The 19,855-nt window shown below is 73.2% G+C and carries 22 protein-coding genes and 1 tRNA gene; 4 read left to right on the top strand and 19 right to left on the bottom strand.

The genetic code is table 11. From position 1 onward, the window contains the following. Positions 1-6: 6 nt before the first annotated feature. On the bottom strand, positions 7-534 hold the full coding sequence (locus tag J3P32_RS04600) for a DinB family protein (RefSeq protein WP_210438661.1): 528 nt from the start codon (positions 532-534) through the stop codon (positions 7-9). Positions 535-557: 23 nt separating this feature from the next. Next, positions 558-1,166 (bottom strand): hypothetical protein, encoded by a 609-nt coding sequence (locus J3P32_RS04605; protein ID WP_282593962.1) that lies wholly within the window; start codon positions 1,164-1,166, stop codon positions 558-560. Positions 1,167-1,238: 72 nt separating this feature from the next. Between J3P32_RS04605 and J3P32_RS04610 the strand changes: the two genes are divergently transcribed. Then, entirely contained in the window at positions 1,239-1,604 is a 366-nt protein-coding gene (locus tag J3P32_RS04610; protein WP_210438662.1) for a YchJ family protein, read from the top strand. On the opposite strand, the gene J3P32_RS18380 is transcribed toward J3P32_RS04610, so the two are convergent. The 5 genes from J3P32_RS18380 to J3P32_RS04635 are packed head-to-tail and all read right to left on the bottom strand — an operon-like array spanning position 1,601 to position 5,951. Continuing rightward, positions 1,601-2,236 (bottom strand): YigZ family protein, encoded by a 636-nt coding sequence (locus tag J3P32_RS18380; RefSeq protein ID WP_210438663.1) that lies wholly within the window; start codon positions 2,234-2,236, stop codon positions 1,601-1,603. The two genes, J3P32_RS04610 and J3P32_RS18380, sit on opposite strands and share 4 nt — an antisense overlap. Then, a complete protein-coding gene (locus J3P32_RS04620) occupies positions 2,233-3,264 on the bottom strand; it encodes a YihY/virulence factor BrkB family protein (protein WP_307861584.1) in 1,032 nt (343 codons plus the stop codon). Before J3P32_RS04620 ends, J3P32_RS18380 begins: the two co-directional genes overlap by 4 nt. Before the next feature lie 45 nt (positions 3,265-3,309). Continuing rightward, complete coding sequence (locus J3P32_RS04625) at positions 3,310-4,089, bottom strand: TSUP family transporter (RefSeq protein WP_210438664.1); 780 nt, start codon at positions 4,087-4,089, stop codon at positions 3,310-3,312. Positions 4,090-4,092: 3 nt separating this feature from the next. Continuing rightward, the gene (locus tag J3P32_RS04630; RefSeq protein WP_210438665.1) at positions 4,093-4,560 is read right to left on the bottom strand and encodes a hypothetical protein; all 468 of its coding nucleotides are present in this window, start codon (positions 4,558-4,560) and stop codon (positions 4,093-4,095) included. Then, positions 4,557-5,951 carry a cystathionine beta-synthase gene (locus J3P32_RS04635; RefSeq protein WP_210438666.1) on the bottom strand — a complete coding sequence of 465 codons (1,395 nt, stop codon included), beginning with the start codon at positions 5,949-5,951 and terminating at the stop codon, positions 4,557-4,559. The genes J3P32_RS04630 and J3P32_RS04635 overlap by 4 nt, the downstream gene beginning before the upstream one ends. Positions 5,952-5,991: 40 nt before the next feature. Here J3P32_RS04635 and J3P32_RS04640 point away from each other — a divergent pair, with 40 nt between their 5' ends. Further along, positions 5,992-7,017 (top strand): SGNH/GDSL hydrolase family protein, encoded by a 1,026-nt coding sequence (locus tag J3P32_RS04640; RefSeq protein WP_210438667.1) that lies wholly within the window; start codon positions 5,992-5,994, stop codon positions 7,015-7,017. 259 nt (positions 7,018-7,276) lie between these two features. Here J3P32_RS04640 and J3P32_RS04645 read toward each other — a convergent pair whose 3' ends face one another. Then, positions 7,277-8,149, bottom strand: a complete 873-nt coding sequence (locus J3P32_RS04645) for a Bax inhibitor-1/YccA family protein (protein ID WP_210438668.1) — start codon at positions 8,147-8,149, stop codon at positions 7,277-7,279. A gap of 212 nt (positions 8,150-8,361) precedes the next feature. Between J3P32_RS04645 and J3P32_RS04650 the strand changes: the two genes are divergently transcribed. Then, positions 8,362-8,514, top strand: a complete 153-nt coding sequence (locus J3P32_RS04650) for a hypothetical protein (protein WP_210438669.1) — start codon at positions 8,362-8,364, stop codon at positions 8,512-8,514. A 55-nt stretch (positions 8,515-8,569) separates the two neighbouring features. Here J3P32_RS04650 and J3P32_RS04655 read toward each other — a convergent pair. The 8 genes from J3P32_RS04655 to eno all read right to left on the bottom strand — a co-directional run bounded on the left by J3P32_RS04655 (position 8,570) and on the right by eno (position 14,035). Next, positions 8,570-8,643: transfer RNA gene (locus tag J3P32_RS04655), tRNA-Leu, on the bottom strand. A 25-nt stretch (positions 8,644-8,668) separates the two neighbouring features. Then, positions 8,669-9,226 carry a peptide deformylase gene (gene def / locus J3P32_RS04660; protein WP_210438670.1) on the bottom strand — a complete coding sequence of 186 codons (558 nt, stop codon included), beginning with the start codon at positions 9,224-9,226 and terminating at the stop codon, positions 8,669-8,671. A gap of 11 nt (positions 9,227-9,237) precedes the next feature. After that, entirely contained in the window at positions 9,238-9,756 is a 519-nt protein-coding gene (locus tag J3P32_RS04665) for a glycine cleavage system protein R (RefSeq protein WP_210438671.1), read from the bottom strand. After that, complete coding sequence (locus J3P32_RS04670; RefSeq protein ID WP_210438672.1) at positions 9,753-10,577, bottom strand: uracil-DNA glycosylase; 825 nt, start codon at positions 10,575-10,577, stop codon at positions 9,753-9,755. The genes J3P32_RS04665 and J3P32_RS04670 overlap by 4 nt, the downstream gene beginning before the upstream one ends. 7 nt (positions 10,578-10,584) lie before the next feature. Further along, the gene (locus J3P32_RS04675) at positions 10,585-11,532 is read right to left on the bottom strand and encodes a Ppx/GppA phosphatase family protein (RefSeq protein ID WP_210438673.1); all 948 of its coding nucleotides are present in this window, start codon (positions 11,530-11,532) and stop codon (positions 10,585-10,587) included. Positions 11,533-11,548: 16 nt separating this feature from the next. Continuing rightward, the gene (locus J3P32_RS04680) at positions 11,549-12,082 is read right to left on the bottom strand and encodes a DUF501 domain-containing protein (protein WP_307807714.1); all 534 of its coding nucleotides are present in this window, start codon (positions 12,080-12,082) and stop codon (positions 11,549-11,551) included. Continuing rightward, positions 12,079-12,558: an FtsB family cell division protein gene (locus J3P32_RS17675; protein WP_307861585.1), complete on the bottom strand. Its 480-nt coding sequence runs from the start codon at positions 12,556-12,558 to the stop codon at positions 12,079-12,081. Before J3P32_RS17675 ends, J3P32_RS04680 begins: the two co-directional genes overlap by 4 nt. Positions 12,559-12,757: 199 nt before the next feature. After that, a complete protein-coding gene (gene eno / locus J3P32_RS04690; protein ID WP_210438675.1) occupies positions 12,758-14,035 on the bottom strand; it encodes a phosphopyruvate hydratase in 1,278 nt (425 codons plus the stop codon). A gap of 151 nt (positions 14,036-14,186) precedes the next feature. On the opposite strand from eno, the gene J3P32_RS04695 reads away from it, so the two are divergent. Next, positions 14,187-14,990: a helix-turn-helix domain-containing protein gene (locus J3P32_RS04695; protein ID WP_210438676.1), complete on the top strand. Its 804-nt coding sequence runs from the start codon at positions 14,187-14,189 to the stop codon at positions 14,988-14,990. 37 nt (positions 14,991-15,027) lie between these two features. Here the strand turns inward: J3P32_RS04695 and J3P32_RS04700 are convergent, their stop codons facing one another. Genes J3P32_RS04700 through mfd form a run of 3 tightly spaced genes read right to left on the bottom strand, consistent with a single transcriptional unit; the run spans position 15,028 to position 19,655 of the window. After that, on the bottom strand, positions 15,028-15,423 hold the full coding sequence (locus J3P32_RS04700; RefSeq protein ID WP_246849873.1) for a MazG nucleotide pyrophosphohydrolase domain-containing protein: 396 nt from the start codon (positions 15,421-15,423) through the stop codon (positions 15,028-15,030). A gap of 9 nt (positions 15,424-15,432) precedes the next feature. After that, positions 15,433-16,101, bottom strand: a complete 669-nt coding sequence (locus J3P32_RS04705; protein ID WP_210438677.1) for a hypothetical protein — start codon at positions 16,099-16,101, stop codon at positions 15,433-15,435. A gap of 5 nt (positions 16,102-16,106) precedes the next feature. Continuing rightward, positions 16,107-19,655: a transcription-repair coupling factor gene (mfd, locus tag J3P32_RS04710; RefSeq protein ID WP_374222506.1), complete on the bottom strand. Its 3,549-nt coding sequence runs from the start codon at positions 19,653-19,655 to the stop codon at positions 16,107-16,109. Positions 19,656-19,855: the final 200 nt, after the last annotated feature.

The raw sequence follows: 19,855 nt of genomic DNA on the forward strand, positions 1-19,855 counted from the left end.
GGCGCGCTACAGGTCCGTCGCTCCGTCAACGGACTCCCGGACGAGGTCGGCGTGACCGCAGTGGCGGGCGTACTCCTCGATCATGTGGACCAGGATCCACCGGAGGCTGGCGACGCTCCCGTCGCCCCGCGGACGCGCGGCGAGCCGGTCGAGGCCGCCGTCGGCGAGGGCCTCGTCGATCGCGGCGTCGGCGCGCGCGATCTCCTCGGCCAGCAGGGCCCGCAGCTCCTCGGGGCTGTCGTCGGCGGCGCTGTGCCAGTCCCAGTCGGCGTCGGCCTCCCAGTCGACGTCGGCCCACACCCCCGTCGCCGGGCGGCCGTGCAGCACCTCGGTGAACCACCACTCCTCGACGTAGGCCAGGTGCTTGAGCAGCCCGCCGAGGGTCACGGTCGACGGGGGCAGGGCCTGTGCCAGCTGCGCGGCGTCGAGGCCCTGGGCCTGGCGGCGCAGGGTCGCGCGGAAGTAGTCGAGGAACGAGCGCAGCGTCGTGACCTCGTCGGCGGCGTACGGCGGCGGGGTGCGGTCGATCGTCATGCGGGTCAACCTAGCCGCGGGCGTCAGAGGGCCGGGCCCTCCGCGCGCAGCTTGTCGACCTCGGCCATCGCCCCGCGCAGCTGCCCGAGCCACTCCTCGGCGTGCTCGCCGACGAGCCGGACCGACCATGCGAGCGCGTCGGAGCGCGACCGGGCGACACCGGCGTCGACGAGGGTGTCGAGCACCTGCCGCTCGGGCTGGCGCAGCCGGGTCATGACCGGCGCGGCGACGTGGGTGAACAGCGCCTCGGTCGCGCCGAGCCGCACACCCCACGACACCTTCCGCTGGTAGCGCGCCTGCGCCTCCAGCGCGATCTCGATGCGCTCGGCCTTGGTCTCGGAGCGGAACCTGTTGATGCGCCCCTCCGTCTCGGCGCCCGCGGCCGTCTGGTCGACCAGGGTGCCCAGCACCGTGATCTCCTCGCGGTCGGTGCGCACCTCGATGTCGCTGAACCACCCCTCGGGCAGCCTCCCGCGGAACCAGTCGCCGGCGTCGTCGGCGGGCGGCAGGTCGGCCACCTGCCAGCCGCCGCGGCGCCCACGGCCCTCCCCCGGCGCCGCCGGGCGGCCACCGCGCCGCGTGGACTCGCCGCGGCGGCCTTCGTCCTCGTCTCGAGCATCCTGTCGTGTCATCGCTAACCTCCTTTGGTGCTTACATAATTACACCGTATGCAAAATCGGTGGCGCCCCGGCTAGGCTGTGCGCGTGGACCGACTACGCGCCCCGTGCCCGTGCGGCACCGGGGCGACGTACGACGCATGCTGCGGACCGTTGCTGGCCAACACCGCGCAGGCCGGCTCGCCCGAGCAGCTCATGCGCTCGCGCTACACCGCGTTCGTCACCGGGAACGCCGACCACCTGTTCCGCACCTGGCACCCTCGGACCCGCCCTGACGACGTCAGCCCCGATGCCACCACGGTGTGGACGGGCCTGCGGATCCTGGCCGCCGACGGGGACACCGTCGAGTTCGTCGCCACGTGGGAGGGCGGCAGCATGCACGAGGTGAGCCGCTTCGAGCAGCGGGCCGGGCGGTGGGTGTACGTCGACGGGGACGTCACCCCTCGCGGCTAGCCCGCCGGGCCGTCCACCCAGCGCTCCCCCACCGCCCGCGGCCGCGACCGGCCCGACGTGGCAGCAGCGACCACGTCGCGCACCCGCTGGACCTCGTCGGGGGCGGCTGCGAGCACCATCCGCACCCGGGCGTCGTAGGCCACGTCCAGCACGGTGACGCCGCGCGTGCGCAGCTCGCCCTCGACCCGGCCGGCGTCGGCGTGGTCGAGGTCGACGGCCAGCTCCGTGAGCAGCGAGCGGCGGAGCGTCCCGGCCTCGGCGAGCCCAGCGCGGACGGCGTCGCCGTAGGCGCGCACCAGCCCTCCGGCGCCCAGCAGCGTGCCGCCGAACCAGCGCGTCACGACCGCCGCCACGTCGCTGACGCCCGCTCCCCTCAGCACGTCGAGCATCGGCGCGCCGGCGGTGCCGGCGGGCTCGCCGTCGTCGGAGGAGCGCTGCAGCTCGCCGCGCGGGCCCAGGACGGCGGCGAAGCAGTGGTGACGGGCCTCCGGGTGCGCGCGGCGAAGCGCGGCGACCACCCCGCGGGCCTCGTCCTCGTCCTCGACGCGTCGCAGCGTGCACCGGAAGCGGGAGCCCCGGTCCTCCACCTCGGCGGTCGCCGGTCGCGCGACGGTGAGGTACGTCGTCGTCACCCGGGGGTCCCGGGCGCGGGCCGGTCGGGCTCCGACGCGGCGTGCTCGCGCTCGGCGGGTCCCGGCTCCCACACCACCGACACCTGCTCGAAGCCCTTGTGCCGCTGCATCCGGGCGTACAGCGCGTACGCCTCGCGGTCGGCGTCGGTGAGCTCGACGTTGTCGGTGAACGGCGTGAGGAGCGCGCGCGGCCACAGCCGGCGCGCCGCGACGACGTTGATCTCCATCGCCAGCACGGCCATCACCGCGCCGATCCACAGGAAGCCGATGAGGCCCAGGACCAGGCCGAAGGTCTTGGTCATCGAGGACGTGTCGACCAGCACGTTGTCGACGTAGGCCGCTCCGCCGAGCTGCAGCACCTGCCACATGACCGCCAGGGAGTAGCCACCCGGTGCCGCGCGCCGGAAGGAGTGCTGGCCCGTGGCGGCGAAGCGGAACAGCAGGGTGAGGCAGGAGCCGACCACGAGGATCGTGAGGACAGGGAGGAACAGCTGGAGCGACTCGCCGAGCACCTCGGTGAACACGTCGGTCGTGCTGGCCACGGTCGACACGATCGACACGGCGAGCAGCGAGAACCCCGCGGTCACCAGCAGGATCAGCGTCTTGAGGCGCGCGTAGAAGGGGTTCGGCCGGCTGTTGCGGGGCACCGACCAGGCGACGTGCTGGGTGTTCTGCAGGGCCTGACCGAGGCCCATGGCGCCGTAGAGAGCGGCGATGCCGCCGACCGCGACACCGGCGACCGACCCCTGCAACCCCTCGGGCCGGCCGAGCTCGTCGCCGATGATCGGGAACTGGGCCAGCGCGGAGTCGAGGATCGCCTCCTGCCAGTTGGGCTCCCCCCGCAGGATCAGGCCCAGGATCGAGGTGCCGAGCAGCATCAGCGGGAAGATCGCGATGAAGGCGTAGTAGGTCAGCGCCGAGGCGAGGTAGGGGCCCTGGTCGTCGAAGTACTTGTAGACGACCGCCAGCGGGAATCCCAGGACGGGATGGCGGCGCTGGAACGCGTCCACTGATCCCACGGCTCCCACGACGGGGAGGCTACCGGGCGCTCCCGCCCCGGCGCGGGAGCCTCGTCACCACCAGCCGAGGAGCTGCCCGCCGAGGCGCACGACGAACCCGGACACCACGACCAGGAAGAAGGCCCGGACGAAGCGAGCCCCGCGCGCCATCGCCAGCCGCGCGCCGAGGTAGCCGCCCGTGACGTTGGCCGCGGCCATCACCAGTGCGAGGTCCCAGATCACCGCGCCCTGCGGCACGAAGACCACGAGGGCGGCCAGGTTGGTCGCCCAGTTGGCGAGCTTGGCCTTGGCCGAGGCCTCGAGGAAGTTGTAGCCCAGCACGCCGACGAGGGCGAAGACGAGGAACGAGCCGGTGCCGGGGCCGATCGCTCCGTCGTAGAAGCCGATCGTCACGCCGGTGAGCACGACGGCGGTGAGGTGCTGCCCGCCCTGGAAGCGCAGGCTGGTCAGCTCGCCGACGCTCGGCCGGAACCAGACGTAGCCGCCGACGAGCACCAGCACCGCCAGGATGATCGGGTCGAACGCGCTGCGCGGGAGCAGCGAGGCCACGAGCGCGCCGCCCGCCGACCCGAGGAACGCCGCGAGCATCAGCGGCAGGAAGGTGCGGGGATCGGGGCGGATGCGCCGGACGTACGTCGCCGCGCTGATCGACGTGCCGCAGAAGGACGCCAGCTTGTTGGTGGCCGCGATCTGCACCACGGACGCGCCGGGGAGGCCGACGAGCAGGGCGGGCAGCTGCACCAGCCCCCCGCCGCCGACAACGGCGTCCACGAACCCGGCCACCAGCGCCGCGAGGACCAGGAAGACGACGACCTCGGCGGAGAGGTCACCCATCGCTCAGCCGGAGCCGGTGTCGGCGCCGGAGGCCCCGTCGCGGACGAACTCCCGCACCACCACCGCGTCGTAGTCGGCGGGCATGGTGGCGCTGAGGCCCGGGCAGACGAGCTGCTGCGACTGGCCCTCGACCATCTCGGCGGCCGAGCAGTTGAGCGTCGCGACGGCGTCGCCGCCGGAGGAGAACACCATCTGGAAGATCGCGGAGCGCGTCTCGTCGGACTCGTTGGTGATCGTGCCCCTGACCTCCGGCGTGACCACCTGCTCCATGTTCGCCGAGCGCTCGATGCCGTTGAGCTCCCAGCCCTTGTCGACGACGAAGGCGTTCCACTCGAAGGACTCGCCGACCTCGACCTCGACGGGCTCGGTGCTGGTGTCGACCCCCTCACCGCCACCGCCACCGCACGCGCCGAGCGTGCCGAGGCAGGCGAGGACGCCGACCGCGCCGGCGAGGCGCCTGACGCGCCTCACGACGCCGCCACGAAGGTCAGCAGGTCCTGGCGGGTCAGCACGCCGATGGGCTTGCCGTCCTCGTGCACCAGCACCGCGTCGGCCTTCTCCAGCAGCGTCACGGCGTCGGCCGCGGGCTCCGTCGAGCCGACGGTCGGCAGGGGCGGCGACATGTGGTCCTCGACCGCGTCGTTGAGCCGCGCGGTGCCCGCGTAGAGGGCGTCGAGCAGGGCGGACACCGACACCGACCCGGCGACCTCGGCGGCCACGATCGGGGGCTCGGCCCGCACGACCGGCATCTGACTCACGCCGTACTCCTGGAAGATGTGGACCGCCTCGGCGATGGTCTCGCCGGGGTGGGTGTGGACGAGGTCGGGCAGCTGGCCGGACTTGCCGCGCAGCACCTCGCCCACGGTGCGGGCGTCGGCCTGCGCCCCGGTGGCGAAGCCGTACTGGCCGAGCCAGTCGTCGTTGAAGACCTTGGTGAGGTAGCCGCGGCCGGAGTCGGGCAGCAGCACCACGACCACGGCGTCCGTGCGCCCCTCGGCAGCGAGCTCGTGCGCGACCTGGCGCGCGGCGAAGGCCGCCATGCCGGCCGAGCCGCCGACCAGCATCGCCTCCTCGCGCGCGAGGCGGCGGGTGAAGGCGAACGAGTCGGCGTCGGTGACCTCGATGACCCGGTCGGCGACGGTGCGGTCGTAGGTCTCGGGCCAGAAGTCCTCGCCGACGCCCTCCACCAGGTAGGGGCGTCCCGTGCCGCCGGAGTAGACCGAGCCCGCCGGGTCGGCGCCGATGACCTGCACGTCGGGGTTCTGCTCCTTGAGGTAGCGCCCCACGCCGCTGATGGTGCCGCCGGTGCCCATGCCGGTGACGAAGTGGGTGATCCGGCCCTCGGTCTGCTCCCAGATCTCCGGACCCGTGGTCTCGTAGTGCGAGCGCGGGTTGTGCGGGTTGGAGTACTGGTCGGGCTTCCACGCGCCCGGCTGGGCGGCGAGGCGGTCGCTCACGTTGTAGTAGGAGTCGGGGTGCTCCGGCGCCACGGCGGTGGGGCACACCACGACCTCGGCGCCGTAGGCCTTGAGCACGTTGCGCTTGTCCTCGCTGACCTTGTCGGGGCAGACGAACACGCACCTGTAGCCCTTCTGCTGGGCCACCATCGCCAGGCCGACGCCGGTGTTGCCCGAGGTCGGCTCGACGATCGTGCCACCCGGCTGGAGCTCGCCGGAGGCCTCGGCCGCCTCGATCATCCGGCTCGCGATCCGGTCCTTCACCGAGCCGCCGGGATTGAGGTACTCCACCTTGGCGAGGACCAGTGGGCCCTCGCCGGACCCGTCAGGGAGGTCGAGGGTGCGACCCAGCCTGACGAGCGGGGTGTTGCCGATGAGGTCGAGGAGCGAGTTCACGTACTGCACCCCATCAATCTACCGACCCACCGATCCGTAGCATGAGGCCGTGGGGGCAACAGGAGCAGCACGCAAGCTGGCATCGGCCGCCGCCCTCGGCGGGGGCGGCCTCTCGGTGCTCGGCGCCGGGCTCTACGGGGTGCTGGTCGCCGAGGCGAAGATCGCCCGCAAGGTGATCGGCACGACGAGCGCCGTACCGCCCGACGCGACGGGCTGGTACGGGCGCGGACGCCCCGCGCCGGCGATCAGGATCGCGCTGCTCGGCGACTCGAGCGCCGCCGGCTACGGGGTCGACCGCGTCGAGGAGACCCCCGGCGCGCATCTCGCCACCGGCATGGCGGCACAGGCGGACCGGCGCGTGCACCTGCGGTCGTTCGCGGTCGTCGGCGCCCAGTCCAGCGCGCTGGCCCAGCAGGTCGACGCCGCCCTCGGCACCCACCCCGACCTCGCCGTCGTCCTCATCGGCGCCAACGACGTGACGCACACCGTGCTGCCCTCGGCGTCGGTGCGCCACCTCGCCGAGGGCGTACGCCGGCTGCGCGAGGCGGGCGTCGAGGTCGTGGTCGGCACCTGTCCCGACCTCGGCACGATCCGGCCGATCCCCCCGCCGCTCAAGCAGGTGGCGCGTGAGTGGTCGCGCCGGCTGGCCGCCGCGCAGACCATCACCGTGGTGGAGAACGGCGGCCGATCGGTCTCCCTCGGCGACGTCCTCGGCCCCGAGTTCGACGCCGCGCCGGCCGTGCTGTTCGGCCCCGACCGGTTCCACCCGTCGGCCGACGGCTACAAGCAGCTGGCGGCGGTGCTCGTCCCGTCCTGCCTGGCCGCCCTCGACCTGCTCCCCGAGGACGAGGCGCTGCCGGAGCCGCGACGCCGCGAGGGCATCCTGCCGGTCGCGGCCGCCGCCGTGCGCGCGGCTCGCACGCCCGGCACCGAGGTCGACGGCACCGAGGTCGCCGGCAACCAGCGCGGCCTGCGCGGCCGCTGGGTCGAGCTGCGCCACCGCCGGCGCCGCCCCTCCACGGCCGCGGAGTCGCCGGACGAGCACGAGGAGGCGCCGGTCGCGGTGCCGGAGTAGGGGGTCGGTGCTTGTTTCGAATCCCCCGCTTAAGCGGGGGATTGCGAACTTCGGGGGGCATGCAGACCCCCGGAAGTTCGGACAAGCCCCGGGAAGTCCGCCTCGGGCGCCGCCGCGGCCCGGGCCCCGGCCGGACGCCGACGCGGGCGCCTCGTCGGCCGCGCGTCGTACGCCGTACGCCGTCCGGCCCCGGCGCGCGAAACGACGCCGGCCCGCCCGAGCTGAGCTCGAGCGGGCCGACGATCAGTGGTTCAGCGGGTCACTCGCTGCGCAGGATCGCCAGGATCCGCAGCAGGTTGGTGTAGATCCACACCAGGCTGACGGTCAGGCCGAAGGCGGCCCGCCACGACTCGCGCTCCGGGAGACCGGCGGCGACGCCGTTCTCGACGAAGTCGAAGTCGAGGATCAGCATGAAGACACCGAGCGTCAGGCCCACGATCGACATCACGAGGCCCAGCGTGCCGAAGCCGAACAGTCCGGTCTGGATGCCGAAGAAGCTCAGCACCAGCGACAGCAGGCCGAGGCCCACCATGCCGAACATGCCGGCCACCACGAAGGTGCGGAACTTGTTGCCGACCTGGATGTTGAAGAACTTGTAGGCCGCGAGGGTGCCTGCGAAGGCCGCGAACGTGCCGAGGACCGCCTGGGTGACGATGCCGTCACCGAACTGCGCGTCGAAGAACTTGCTGACCGCGCCGAGGGCCACACCCTCGGCGAGCGCGAATGCCATCACCAGTGCGGGGCTGACCACCCGCTTGAAGGAGTTCACGAGCGACAGCAGGAAGGCGCCGCCGGCGCCGACGATGGAGAGCATCGACGCACGGGCCAGGGCCTCGTCGTTGAGGACGTTGCCGCTCCTGACGATGTCGCCGATCCACCACCACGTGGCGAACGCCGCGACGAACACGAGGGCGATGGAGATGGCGGTCTTCTGCACCACCGAGTCGACCGTCATCCGCCCCTGGTCCACCTGGCCGGGCGTGCCGGTGCCCCAGGTCGACGGGTCGCTCGAGCCGTCACCGTAGCCGGGGTAGGCCGCGCCGCCAGCGGCGTACGTCTGGTTCCCGTAGGCGTTCGACGAGGCGCGGTTGAACTCCTCGGAACGGTTGAAAACAGGATTGTTGCTTCTCATGGTCTCTCCTTGGAGGCCACCTCCGGAGCTTCCGGAGGGTGCGACGCCGTCGCGGTGACGGCGCCTGTCGTGTCACTCCACTGTAGCCGGGGTGACATCTCTTCAAACGTCCGTGGAGGGGGTGCTGTTCCCGTCACAGCAACTTCTCAGGTTGCGCGCATCCGCAGGTCCCCCGCGGGTACCGCGCCCGGGAGACCTGAGGAGGCGAGGCGATGAGCACCCACTCGAACGACCCCGACGCCGCACCGGAGGGCGAGGACGCGACCGGGCGGGAGCAGGACCCGGTCGGCGTGGAGATCGGCATCACCGACGGCGAGGGCAGCACCTTCGAGCCCGAGGAGGACCCCGAGGCCCAGGGCACCTGAGCCCTGCGGCCATCACCCAGCGGGCGGCGACGGGCGCCTCCGCTGGACGACCCGGTGCCCCGGCTGGGGTTCGAACCCAGACTGTGCGGTTTTTAAGACCGCTTCCTCTACCGGTTGGGATACCGGGGCGGGTCCCTGACGGCCGCGAGCGGCGTCAGAGGTAGGTCTTGCGAGCGTAGACGGCGTGCGCGCCGGCCGCCCGGTCGAGGAAGAGCAGGCCGTCGCAGTGGTCGATCTCGTGCTGCAGGGCCCGCGCCTCGAACGCCTCGGCCTCGAGCTCGACGTCCTCCCCGGTGCCGGGCAGCTGGCCGCGTACGACGATCCGGCTCGGCCGCTTGACGTCACCGGTGAAGTCGGGCACCGACATGCAGCCCTCGCGGGCCTTCTCGTTGCGGCTGCCCGAGACGACCTCGGCGTTGCACAGCACGAACGTCCCGTGGTGGTCGCGGGTCTTGGGGTGCTCGGAGACGTCGACGCAGAACACCTTCGCCCCCACGCCGACCTGGGGTGCGGCGAGCCCGACGCAGCCGGGCGAGACGCGCATCGTGGCGACGAGGTCCGCAGCGAGGCGCACGACGTCCGGCGACGTCGGGTCGACGGTGTCGCCGACCGTCGACAGCACGGGCGCGGGCGCGCGTACGACCTCGCGCAGCGTCCCGGCCACGCCGAGGTCGGACTCGGTCCACTCCAGGACCCGGGTGTTCACGGTCATCGGGCGGGTGCTCAGAGCTCGTCGGTCTCGGCGGCGCGCAGGCTGACGCCCACGCCGAGCTCGGCAGCCACCGAGGCCAGCTCGCGCTCCACGGAAGCGACGTCGGCGGCCGGGGGCAGGTCGACCTCCGCGACCAGCAGGTAGAGGTCGCCGGCGAGCCGGGTCGTGAGGTCGGTGATGTTGCCCCCCACGCCGGCGACGACCCCGACGACGGCGGAGACGATGCCCGGCCGGTCGCCGCCGTGGACCGAGAGGATCCACGACGTGCCTTCGGCGGCCGGCGTCTCCTCGCTCGGCACCTCACGGACCGTGACGGTGAGGCTGCCGTCGGCGGCGAGCGGCGCGAGCGCCGACTCGATCTCGGAGTCGGCGGCGTCGCCCTCGCAGACGAGCATCATGGCGAAGTGACCGCGCAGCAGCGTCATGGTGGAGTCCTCGAGGTTGAGGCCCAGCCCGGCCAGCTTGCCGGTGGTCTCGGCGATGATGCCGGGACGGTCGTGGCCGAGGACGGTGATCGCGTGGAGGGTCACCTGCCCCATTCTGTCAGCGCGCGCGCCCGCTCGAAGACCTCGTCCGTCATCTCGCGCGTGAGTCGCCGGGTGTAGGTGTTGTGCGGCGAGGGGTGGTAGCAGCCGACCACCGTGACGCCGCCGAGCACCACCTCCGCGCCGTGGGCGAACTTCGGCCGGCGGGCCGGGGCCTCCGCGCCCGCCGCCACCAGCGAGCGGACCGCGCCGTCCCAGCCGAACGACCCGAGCGCGACGACCACGCGGACCGTCGGCAGCAGCCCGAGCTCGGCGGCGATCCACGGCGCGCAGGTGTCGCGCTCGGCCGGCGTCGGCTTGTTGTCCGGCGGTGCGCAGCGCACGGTCGCGACCATGCGCGCGCCGACGAGCCGCTGGCCGTCGCCGGCGTGCTCGCTCGTGGCCTGCGCGGCCCAGCCGGTGCGGTGCAGGCTCGCGAACAGCCAGTCGGCGCTCGGATCGCCGGTGAAGATGCGCCCAGTGCGGTTGCCGCCGTTCGCCGCCGGCGCCAGGCCGACCACAAGCAGCGACGGCTCGGGGTCACCCCAGCCGGGAATCGGCCGGCCCCAGTAGGGCTGGTCGGCGAACGACGCCCGCTTCTGGACCGCGACGTCCTCGCGCCAGGCCACCAGCCGCGGGCAGGCGGCGCACACGCTGACCCGGGCCTCGAGCTCCGGCAGCGTCCCGGCCCGCGCGAGGCGGCGTACGTCGTCGGCGTCGCGGGCGACCGGCGTGTCCCCCGCGCCGGGGTCGTCGGGCCAGCCCGTCCCCGGCGTGACCGGGCTGGTGAAGAGGTCGCCGGTCAGGGGATGGGGCAGGAGCGTCATCGCCGGCTCACCGCGCGATGGCAGCGGCCATGCCGTGCAGGATGTCGGCCTCCGAGACCACGTGCTCGCCCACCGGCACCCGGTCGAGGATCCGGCCCCAGATCAGCGCGCCCGCGCCGATGACGTCCGCCCGGCCGGGGTGCATGTAGGGCAGCGCCCGGCGCTCGTCCACCGGCATCGCCACGAGCCGCTCGACGAAGGCCGCGGTGGCGTCGTTGCCCAGCACGGCCCGGTCGAAGGCCTCGCGGTCGTAGGAGTCCAGAGCGAGGACGCCGCACGCGATCGTCTTGATGGTGCCGGAGGTGCCGATGACGGTGCGGGTGCGCTCGAGCGCGACGCCGCAGCGGTCGAGGTGCTCGTCGATGTCGGCGACGCAGGCCCGGACCTCCGCGGCGGTCGGAGGGTCGCCGTGGAGGTGACGCTCGTGCAGGCGCACCGAGCCGATGTCCATCGAGACGGCCTGTCGCTCCCCGTCCGCGCCGAGCACCAGCTCGGTCGAGCCGCCGCCGATGTCGACCACCAGCACGGGCTCGGGCGGCATCGGGTCCTGCGCGGCGATGGCGCCCGCGAAGACCAGCGCGGCCTCCTCGTCGCCCGACAGCACCTCGGGCTCGACGCCGAGCCGCCGGCGCACGCCGTCGGCGAAGACCGCGGCGTTGCTGGCGTCGCGGGTCGCGGAGGTGGCGCAGAACCGGACGCGTTCGGGCGGCACGGCGTGCCGGCGGATGACCTCCGCGAACTCGTCGACCGCGGCGAAGGTCCGCGCCAGCGCCTCCTCCGCCAGGACGCCGGTCTCGTCGACCCCCTGGCCGAGCCGGACCACGCGCGAGTCGCGCAGCACGACGTCGAGCGGTCCTCCGCCTGCGGACGCCGACGGGCTGCCCACCAGGATCTTGATCGAGTTGGTGCCGCAGTCGATGGCCGCGACGAGGCGGGACGCGGGCTGGTCGCTCATGCGGCCATTGTGGCGCTCACTCCGCGGCGACCGTCACGCACGGTCCCGACTCCCACCACGCACCGAGCAGGTCGAGGACCTCGTCGCCGAGCGGGTTGACCCCGCGGCCCATCGCGAGGGACTGGCCGGCGAGGACGTGCAGGCACTTGACGCGGTCGGGCATGCCGCCCGCCGAGATGCCGTCGATCTCGGGGACGTCGAGCCCGGCCCGCTCCCCGACCTCGGCACGGAACGCGAGGTAGCGCTCGTGCGCGCGGCGGTAGGCGTCGGCGAGCTCCTCGTCGGTGCCCAGCCGCGCCTGCATCTCCTTCATCAGGCCGGAGCCCTCGAGGGTGCCGATGCGCGAGGCCGCCCGCGGGCAGGTGAGGTAGAACGTCGTCGGGAACGGCGTGCCGTCGGGCAGCCGGGGCTCGGTCGTGACCACGTCGGGGTTGCCACAGGGGCAGCGGTGGCCCACCGAGTCGATGCCGCGCGGCCGGCGCTTGAGCTGGGCCCGGATGGCGGCCTCGTCGACCGGGTCGATCCCCTGCGCGGCGGGAGTGTCGCTCACTGCTCGGTCCCCTCCACCGCGCCGCTCCTCGTCCCGTCGACCAGGTCGACCGGCTCCTCCGCCGGCGGGGGCGGGTTGCCCGCCAGCTCCATCGACTCCCAGGCCGCTGTCCACCACGCCTTCGGCACCTCCTTGATCACCTCGTCGGGGTCGTTGAGGGACGCCTGCGCCTCCAGTGGCTTGCCGTCGGCGCCGATGACCTCGAAGCCGGACTCACCGGGCATCAGGTACCCGAACCGGGCGCGCGCCTGCGCCTTGACGTACGCCGGGTCCTCCCACCGCTTCTTCTCGCGCTCGAGCGCGTCGATGCTCGCCTCGCGCTCCGCGATCTGCGACTTGAGGTCGCCGATGTGCGAGCGCTGCTGCAGGTAGGCGCGCAGCGAGGAGGCGTACGACACGGTGAGCACCGCCAGCACCAGCACGAGCACCGCGGCCCGCCCGGTGAAGCGCGGACGACGCGCGGCAGCCCGGGGCACGGCCGGACGCGTCGCGGTGTCGGACCCGGAGCCGGCCGTCGGGTCCGGCCGGGGCGACGGCGGCCGCGCGCTCGTCACCCGCGGCCGCGGGCCGCGCGTGCCTGGGTGCGAGCCGCCGCCCTGCCGTGGTCCGCGCGGTCCGGCGGGCCCAGCCCGAGGAGTACGGCGCTGGTAAGGCATGCGGTCCAGTGTGCCTGCTTCAGCCGGTGAAACGCGGGAAGGCGCCCCGCCCGGCGTAGCGAGCCGCGTCGCCGAGCTCGTCCTCGATCCGCAGGAGCTGGTTGTACTTCGCCACCCGGTCCGAGCGGGCCGGCGCACCGGTCTTGATCTGGCCGCAGTTGGTGGCGACCGCGAGGTCGGCGATGGTGGTGTCCTCGGTCTCGCCGGAGCGGTGGCTCATCATGTTGCGGAACCCGGCGCGGTGCGCGAGGTCGACCGCGTCGAGGGTCTCCGACAGCGAGCCGATCTGGTTGACCTTGACGAGCATCGCGTTGGCCTGGCCGCCGTCGATGCCGCGCTGCAGGCGCTCGACGTTGGTGACGAAGAGGTCGTCGCCGACGAGCTGGGTCCTGGCGCCGAGGGCGTCGGTGATGGCCTTCCAGCCGGCCCAGTCCTCCTCGTCGAGCGGGTCCTCGATGGAGACGATCGGGTACGACGCGACGAGGTCGGCGTAGTAGTCGACCATCTTGTCGGTGCTGGTCGCCGCGCCCTCGAAGGTGTAGCTGCCGTTGTCGTGGAACTCGCTGGCGGCGACGTCCATCGCGAGCGCGATGTCCGTGCCGAGCCCGAGGCCCGCGGCCGTGACGGCCTCGGCGATCAGGTCGAGCGCGGCACGGTTGCTCTCGAGGCTCGGGGCGAACCCGCCCTCGTCGCCGAGGCCGGTCGAGAGCCCCTTCTTCTTCAGCACCGACTTGAGCGCGTGGTAGACCTCGGCGCCCTGCTGCAGGGCCTCGGCGAACGTGGCGGCACCGATCGGGGCGATCATGAACTCCTGCACGTCGACGTTCGAGTCGGCGTGCGCCCCACCGTTGAGGATGTTCATCATCGGCACGGGCAGCAGGTGGGCGTTGGGGCCGCCGACGTAGCGGAACAGCGGCAGGCCCGCGGACTCGGCAGCCGCCTTGGCGGTGGCGAGCGAGACACCGAGGATCGCGTTGGCACCGAGCTTGGCCTTGTTGGGGGTGCCGTCGAGGTCGAACATCACCTGGTCGACGAGGCGCTGGTCGTCGGCGTCGAGACCGACGATGGCGCCGGAGATGGTGTCCACGACGCCGGCGACGGCCTTCTGCACGCCCTTGCCGAGGTAGCGCTCACCGCCGTCGCGCAGCTCGACCGCCTCGAAGGCACCGGTGGAGGCGCCGCTGGGCACCGCCGCGCGACCGAACGCGCCGTCCTCGAGGAGTACCTCCACCTCGACGGTGGGGTTGCCGCGCGAGTCGAGGATCTCACGGGCGCCGACAGCAGCGATGATCGACATGGCAGGGCTCCTGGTGCAGAAAGTCGTGGGCAGCCGCCACCCTATCGACGTGGGGCCCGTCCGTCGCCGGGTGTCCGTGCCGGCTGTCCGTGCCGGGTGACCGTGCCGGCTGTCTGCGCCGGGTGTCCGTGCCGGTGGCTAGCGTGACCGTGTGCCCCGCCCCGCCGACCACCTCCGCGCGCTGGTCGAGCGGATGAGCGGCGGCGAGCCGGCCGACGCGACCGCCGCCCGCCTGGCCGGCGCCGTCGGCGGGGAGTCGCCGGCGCGGTTCCACGGCCGCGTCGTCATGGAGCGTGCGGCGTGGTTCGTGTCCCGGACCGACCGGACCCTCCACGCGATCGCCGAGGACTGCGGCGCCAGCGCCGAGGTCTTCGCGCGAGCCTTCCGCCGCGAGTTCGGGGCCCTGCCGTCGGCCTGGCGCAGGGATCCGACGTCCTTCCTCCTCGACGCGCCCAACGACGTCCACTTCCACCCGCCGGGCGCGCTGCACCTGCCGGCACGCGAGCGGTCCGGCCCGGCACAGCTGGTGGTCGACATCGTCGGACACCACGTCGACCTCGTCGGCGACCTGCTCGACCGGGCGCTGGTCACGACCGGGGCGGAGCGCGGCACCTCCTCGCAGCACGAGGCGACGGGCGCGCTGGCCGAGCTGGTGCAGCGGATGGAGTCGGTCGTCCTCCTCGTCCACGGCGCCGAGGCGGACGTCGTCGAGACGGAGCCCGCCTCGGTCGCGTCGCTGCGCGAGCGCCTCGACCGGACCGGTCCGGCGTACGTCGACGCGGTCGCCCTGCTCGCCGCGACCGGTCGCCTCGACGAGGCCCTCGTCGACGCGTTCTCGCCCGAGCCCTCCGTGCTGACCTTCGGCGCGATGGTCGTCCACGCCGTGACGGACGCCGACGGGCTCCGGGCGACGGCGGCACGCCACCTGGACACCCACCTGGACATGTCGCGCTGACCGCGCGTCCACGCCGGCTCGAGCGAGCCGACGTTCGTCACGACCCCTCGGACGCGGCCTTCTCCGCCGCCTTGGCGGCGTTCCACAGCCGCAGCACCTGCGCGGCGTCCGTGGCGACCGCGTCGCCGAAGACGTGCGGGTTGCGTCGCTCCATCTTCGCGATCACCCCGCGCGCGACGTCGTCGAGCGTGAAGTCACCGGCCTCCTCGGCGATGACCGCGTGGATCACCACCTGGAGCAGCAGGTCGCCCAGCTCGTCGCACAGCGCTGCCGGGTCGCCGGACTCGATGGCCTCCACGACCTCCTCCGCCTCCTCGCGCACGAAGGGGACCAGGGACGTGTGCGTCTGCTCCCGCTTCCACGCGCACTCGCGTCGCAGCAGCCGCATCTGGTCGGCGAACGCCTCGAGCGGGGAGCCCTCCGACGCTGTCATCGGACTGCCTCAGCCGCAGCGGTGGTGGAGCGGGAGGGTCGCGGCGAAGGCCGGGTCGGGCTCGGCGGACATCCCCGACCTGGCCTGCTCGCTCACCGCCACGGAGGTGTTGGTGTCGACCGGGGTCAGCACGCCGTCGACGGTGTCGAGCCCGTAGCGCGGGTCGACCTCGACGCCGTGCGCGTCGGGCCACTGGTTGAAGACGTCGATGCCGGCCTGCGTCGCCTGCTCGGCGGTGGCGTCGGCGACCCCGGCCTCCTCGAGCTCGATCCGGCCGACCTGGTCGACGATGTCCTGGGCGTAGGCGGTCGCGGAGGCGAGCTCCACGTAGTCCTCCCGCACGTCCGCCGGCTCGCCTGCCACGGTGCTCTCGCGCTGCGCGAGGTCGTTGCGGTAGGCCGACCCCGGCTCGACGCCGTACTCCTCGGCGATCTGCGAGGCCTGCGAGCGCAGGGTGAGCAGCTGCACGACGTACTGCCGCACGAAGCTCATCGGCACCTCGGACTCCAGGTCGCCGACCGCGGTGCAGTAGTTGGCGGCCACCGCGTCGACGTGGCGCACCGAGAGCTCCTCGTCGCCGACCTTGACCGCGACGCCCGGCGACGCGCTGCCGCAGCCGGTCAGCAGGAGTCCGGCGACCGCTGTCGTGGCGGCCGTCGTCAGTCGGGTCTTGCTCACTCTCGTCACTCCTGGGTCGCTGCGGCTGGGCTCGGTGCCGGGACGTCGATCACCTCGTCGATGACACCGCGCGCCCATTCAAGCAGGGCGACGCCGGCCACCGGACGGACCGGGAACCCCGCGGTCTGCGGGCGCGGCACGAGGATCGTACTGACCGGCGCCTTGACGATGCTGCGCGGAAACAGGCGGTCCAGGCGTACGACGCGCGAGTCGGGCAGGTCGACCGGCGCGAACCGGACGTACTTGCCGGCCACCGTCACCTCCCCCACCCCGGCCTGGCGGCACCGCGCGCGGAAGCGGGCGACGACGAGCAGCGACTCCACCACCTCGGGCGGGGCCCCGTAGCGGTCGAGCAGCTCGGCACGCACCTCGTCGACGTCGGCGTCGGTGCGCACCTCGGCGAGGCGCTTGTAGATCTCGAGCCGCAGCCGCTCGCTGGGGATGTAGTCGTGGGGCAGGTGGGCGTCCACCGGCAGCTCGATGCGGACCTCCGCCAGCTCCTCCTCGGCGCCGCCCTTGAAGTCGGCGACGGCCTCGCCGACGAGGCGGACGTAGAGGTCGAAGCCGACGTCGGCGATGTGCCCGGACTGCTCGCCCCCGAGCAGGTTGCCGGCCCCCCGGATCTCGAGGTCCTTCATCGCGATCGCCATGCCGCCGCCGAGGTCGGAGTGCTGGGCCAGCGTCGCGAGCCGCTCGTGGGCGGTCTCGGTCAGCGGCTTCTCCGCCGGGTAGAGGAAGTAGGCGTAGGCGCGCTCCCGCGACCGGCCGACGCGACCCCGCAGCTGGTGCAGCTGGGACAGGCCGAGGGTGTCGGCGCGCTCGATGATCATCGTGTTGGCATTGGACACGTCGAGCCCGGACTCGACGAGGGTGGTGCACACCAGCACGTCGAAGCGCTTCTCCCAGAAGTCGAGCATGACCTGCTCGAGCTGGCGCTCGTTCATCTGCCCGTGGGCGGTGGCCACCCGCGCCTCCGGCACGAGCTCGCGGATCCGGGCGGCGGCCTTCTCGATCGAGTTCACCCGGTTGTGGATGTAGAAGACCTGGCCCTCGCGCAGCAGCTCGCGACGCACGGCGGCGACGACCTGCCGGTCCTCGTAGGCGCCGACGTAGGTGAGGACCGGGTGCCGCTCCTCCGGCGGCGTCGTGATGGTCGACATCTCGCGGATGCCGGTGACCGCCATCTCCAGCGTGCGCGGGATCGGCGTCGCGCTCATCGACAGCACGTCGACCGAGGTGCGCATCCGCTTCATCTGCTCCTTGTGCTCGACGCCGAAGCGCTGCTCCTCGTCGACGATGATGAGGCCGAGGTCCTTGACCTTGATGTCGGGGTTGAGCAGGCGGTGCGTGCCCACGACGATGTCGATGGAGCCGTCGGCCAGGCCCGCGACGACCTCCTTGGCCTCCTTGTCGGTCTGGAAGCGCGAGAGGCCCTTGATGACCACCGGGAAGCCCGACATCCGCTCGGTGAAGGTCGACAGGTGCTGGGTGACGAGCAGGGTCGTCGGCACCAGCACCGCCACCTGCTTGCCGTCCTGCACGGCCTTGAACGCCGCGCGCACCGCGATCTCGGTCTTGCCGTAGCCCACGTCGCCGCAGACCAGCCGGTCCATCGGCACGATGCTGCGCATGTCGGCCTTGACCTCGTCGACGGTGGTCAGCTGGTCGACGGTCTCGGTGAACGGGAAGGCGTCCTCGAGCTCGCGCTGCCACGGGGTGTCGGGGCCGTAGGCGTAGCCCTGGGTGGCCTGCCGCGCGGCGTAGAGCTTGATCAGCTCGGCGGCGATCTCGCGCACCGCGCGTCGCGCCTTGTTCTTGCGCTTGGTCCAGTCGCCGCCGCCGAGGCGGTCGAGGCTGGGGTTCTCGCCGCCGACGTAGCGGGTGACCTGGTCGAGGGTGTCGGCCGGCACGTAGAGCATGTCGTTGGGCCCACCGCGCTTGCTCGGGCCGTACTCCAGCACGAGGTACTCGCGGACCGCGCCGCTGATCTCGCGCTGCTTCATCTCCACGAAGCGGCCGACGCCGTGCTGCTCGTGGACGACGTAGTCGCCGGCCGTGAGCTCGAGCGGGTCGATCTGCCGCTTGCGGCGCGCCGGCATCTTGCGCATGTCGCGGGTGGAGGACTTCTGCCCCGACAGGTCGTCGCCGGTGAGCACCGCCGCGCCCGCCTCGTCGTCGACGATGCCGTGCACGAGGTGGCCGCACGTCACGGTGACGACGCCGGGTCCGGCCGTCTGCCCCTGCTCGACCAGGCGCGCCGCGATGTCGTTCTCGCCGAGCAGCTCGACGAAGCGCTCCGCGGGGCCGTGGCCGGCGTGGACCACGACGACGTCCAGGCCGTCGGTCACCCAGCCGCGGATGTCGTCGACCGCCTGCTGGAGGTCGCCGCGGTAGGCCTCGGCCGCGTGGGTGGGCAGGGTGAGCGACTCGCCGTCGGTGTCGATGCCGAACGGGCTCACCGACCACCAGGCGAGGCCGAGGCCGAGCGCGTGGGTGCGCACGTCGCCGATCTCCCGGTAGGACGCCGCGCCGAGGTCGATCGGCGCGGTGCCGCCACCGGCCGCGGCGGCCCACGACGCGCTGAGGAACTCCTCGCTCGTGGCGACCAGGTCGTGCGCACGGGTGCGCGCGCGCTCGGGGTCGAGCACGAGCACGGTGGTGTCGGCGGGCATGAGGTCGACGAGCAGCTCCATCGAGTCGACGAGCACCGGCGCGAGGGACTCCATGCCCTCGACCGCGATGCCGGCGGCCATCTTGTCGGTGAGCTCGAGCAGCTGCGGGTGGGCCCGGCCCAGCTCGGCGGCGCGCCGGCGTACCTCCTCGGTGAGGAGGAGCTCGCGGCACGGTGGCGCCCAGAGCCGCCGGACCGTCTCGAGGGTGCGCTGGTCGGCGACGGAGAAGGCACGGATCTCCTCCACGTCGTCGCCCCAGAACTCGACGCGCAGCGGGTGCTCCTCGGTCGGCGGGAAGACGTCGACGATGCCGCCGCGCACCGCGAACTCGCCGCGCCGCTCGACCATGTCGACGCGGGAGTACGCCGCCTCGGCGAGCCCGCGGACGACGTCGTCGAGCGAGCGCGAGTCACCCGGTGCCAGCTCGACCGGCTCGATGTCGGCGAGGCCCGGGACCTGCGGCTGCAGCAGGCTGCGGATCGGCGCGACCACGACCTTGAGCGGCCCGTTGGCCGCGTCGGTGCCGGGGTGCCGCAGGCGCCGCAGCACCGCGAGGCGCCGACCGACGGTGTCGCTGCGCGGGCTGAGCCGCTCGTGCGGGAGCGTCTCCCAGCTGGGGTAGTAGGCGACCGAGTCGGGGTCCACGAGGTCGGCGAGCTCCTCGACGAGGTCCTCGGCCTCGCGCGAGGTGGCGGTGACCGCGAGGACGGTGCGCCCCCGCTCGACGAGGCCGTGCACCACGAAGGGCCGGATGGCTCCGGGCCCGGTCAGGTCGAGGGCGGACAGCACCGCGGCGTCGGCGAGCGCGCCACCCAGGGTGGGTGCCGAGACGAGGCGTCGGGCGACGGAGAGGAGGGGTGTGCGGAGGGGTGTGGAGGACACCGGGATCCCTTCGAGAGCACGCAGAACGACCCCGAGCGCCGAGCGACCGGGGGGTTTTGAGAGTCTACGGGGGCTGTCCGACACCGACGCACGTGGGATTGCGGGACCGGCCCCGGTCACGACCGGGTTTGTCCCGTGCGTCGCGGGGTAGCAGACCACCGCAACGCCCGGCGGACACCTGCCGGGCGACCAGACTCCTG

The sequence above is a fragment of the Nocardioides xinjiangensis genome, from assembly GCF_017916385.1.
GTDB lineage: Bacteria > Actinomycetota > Actinomycetes > Propionibacteriales > Nocardioidaceae > Nocardioides > Nocardioides xinjiangensis.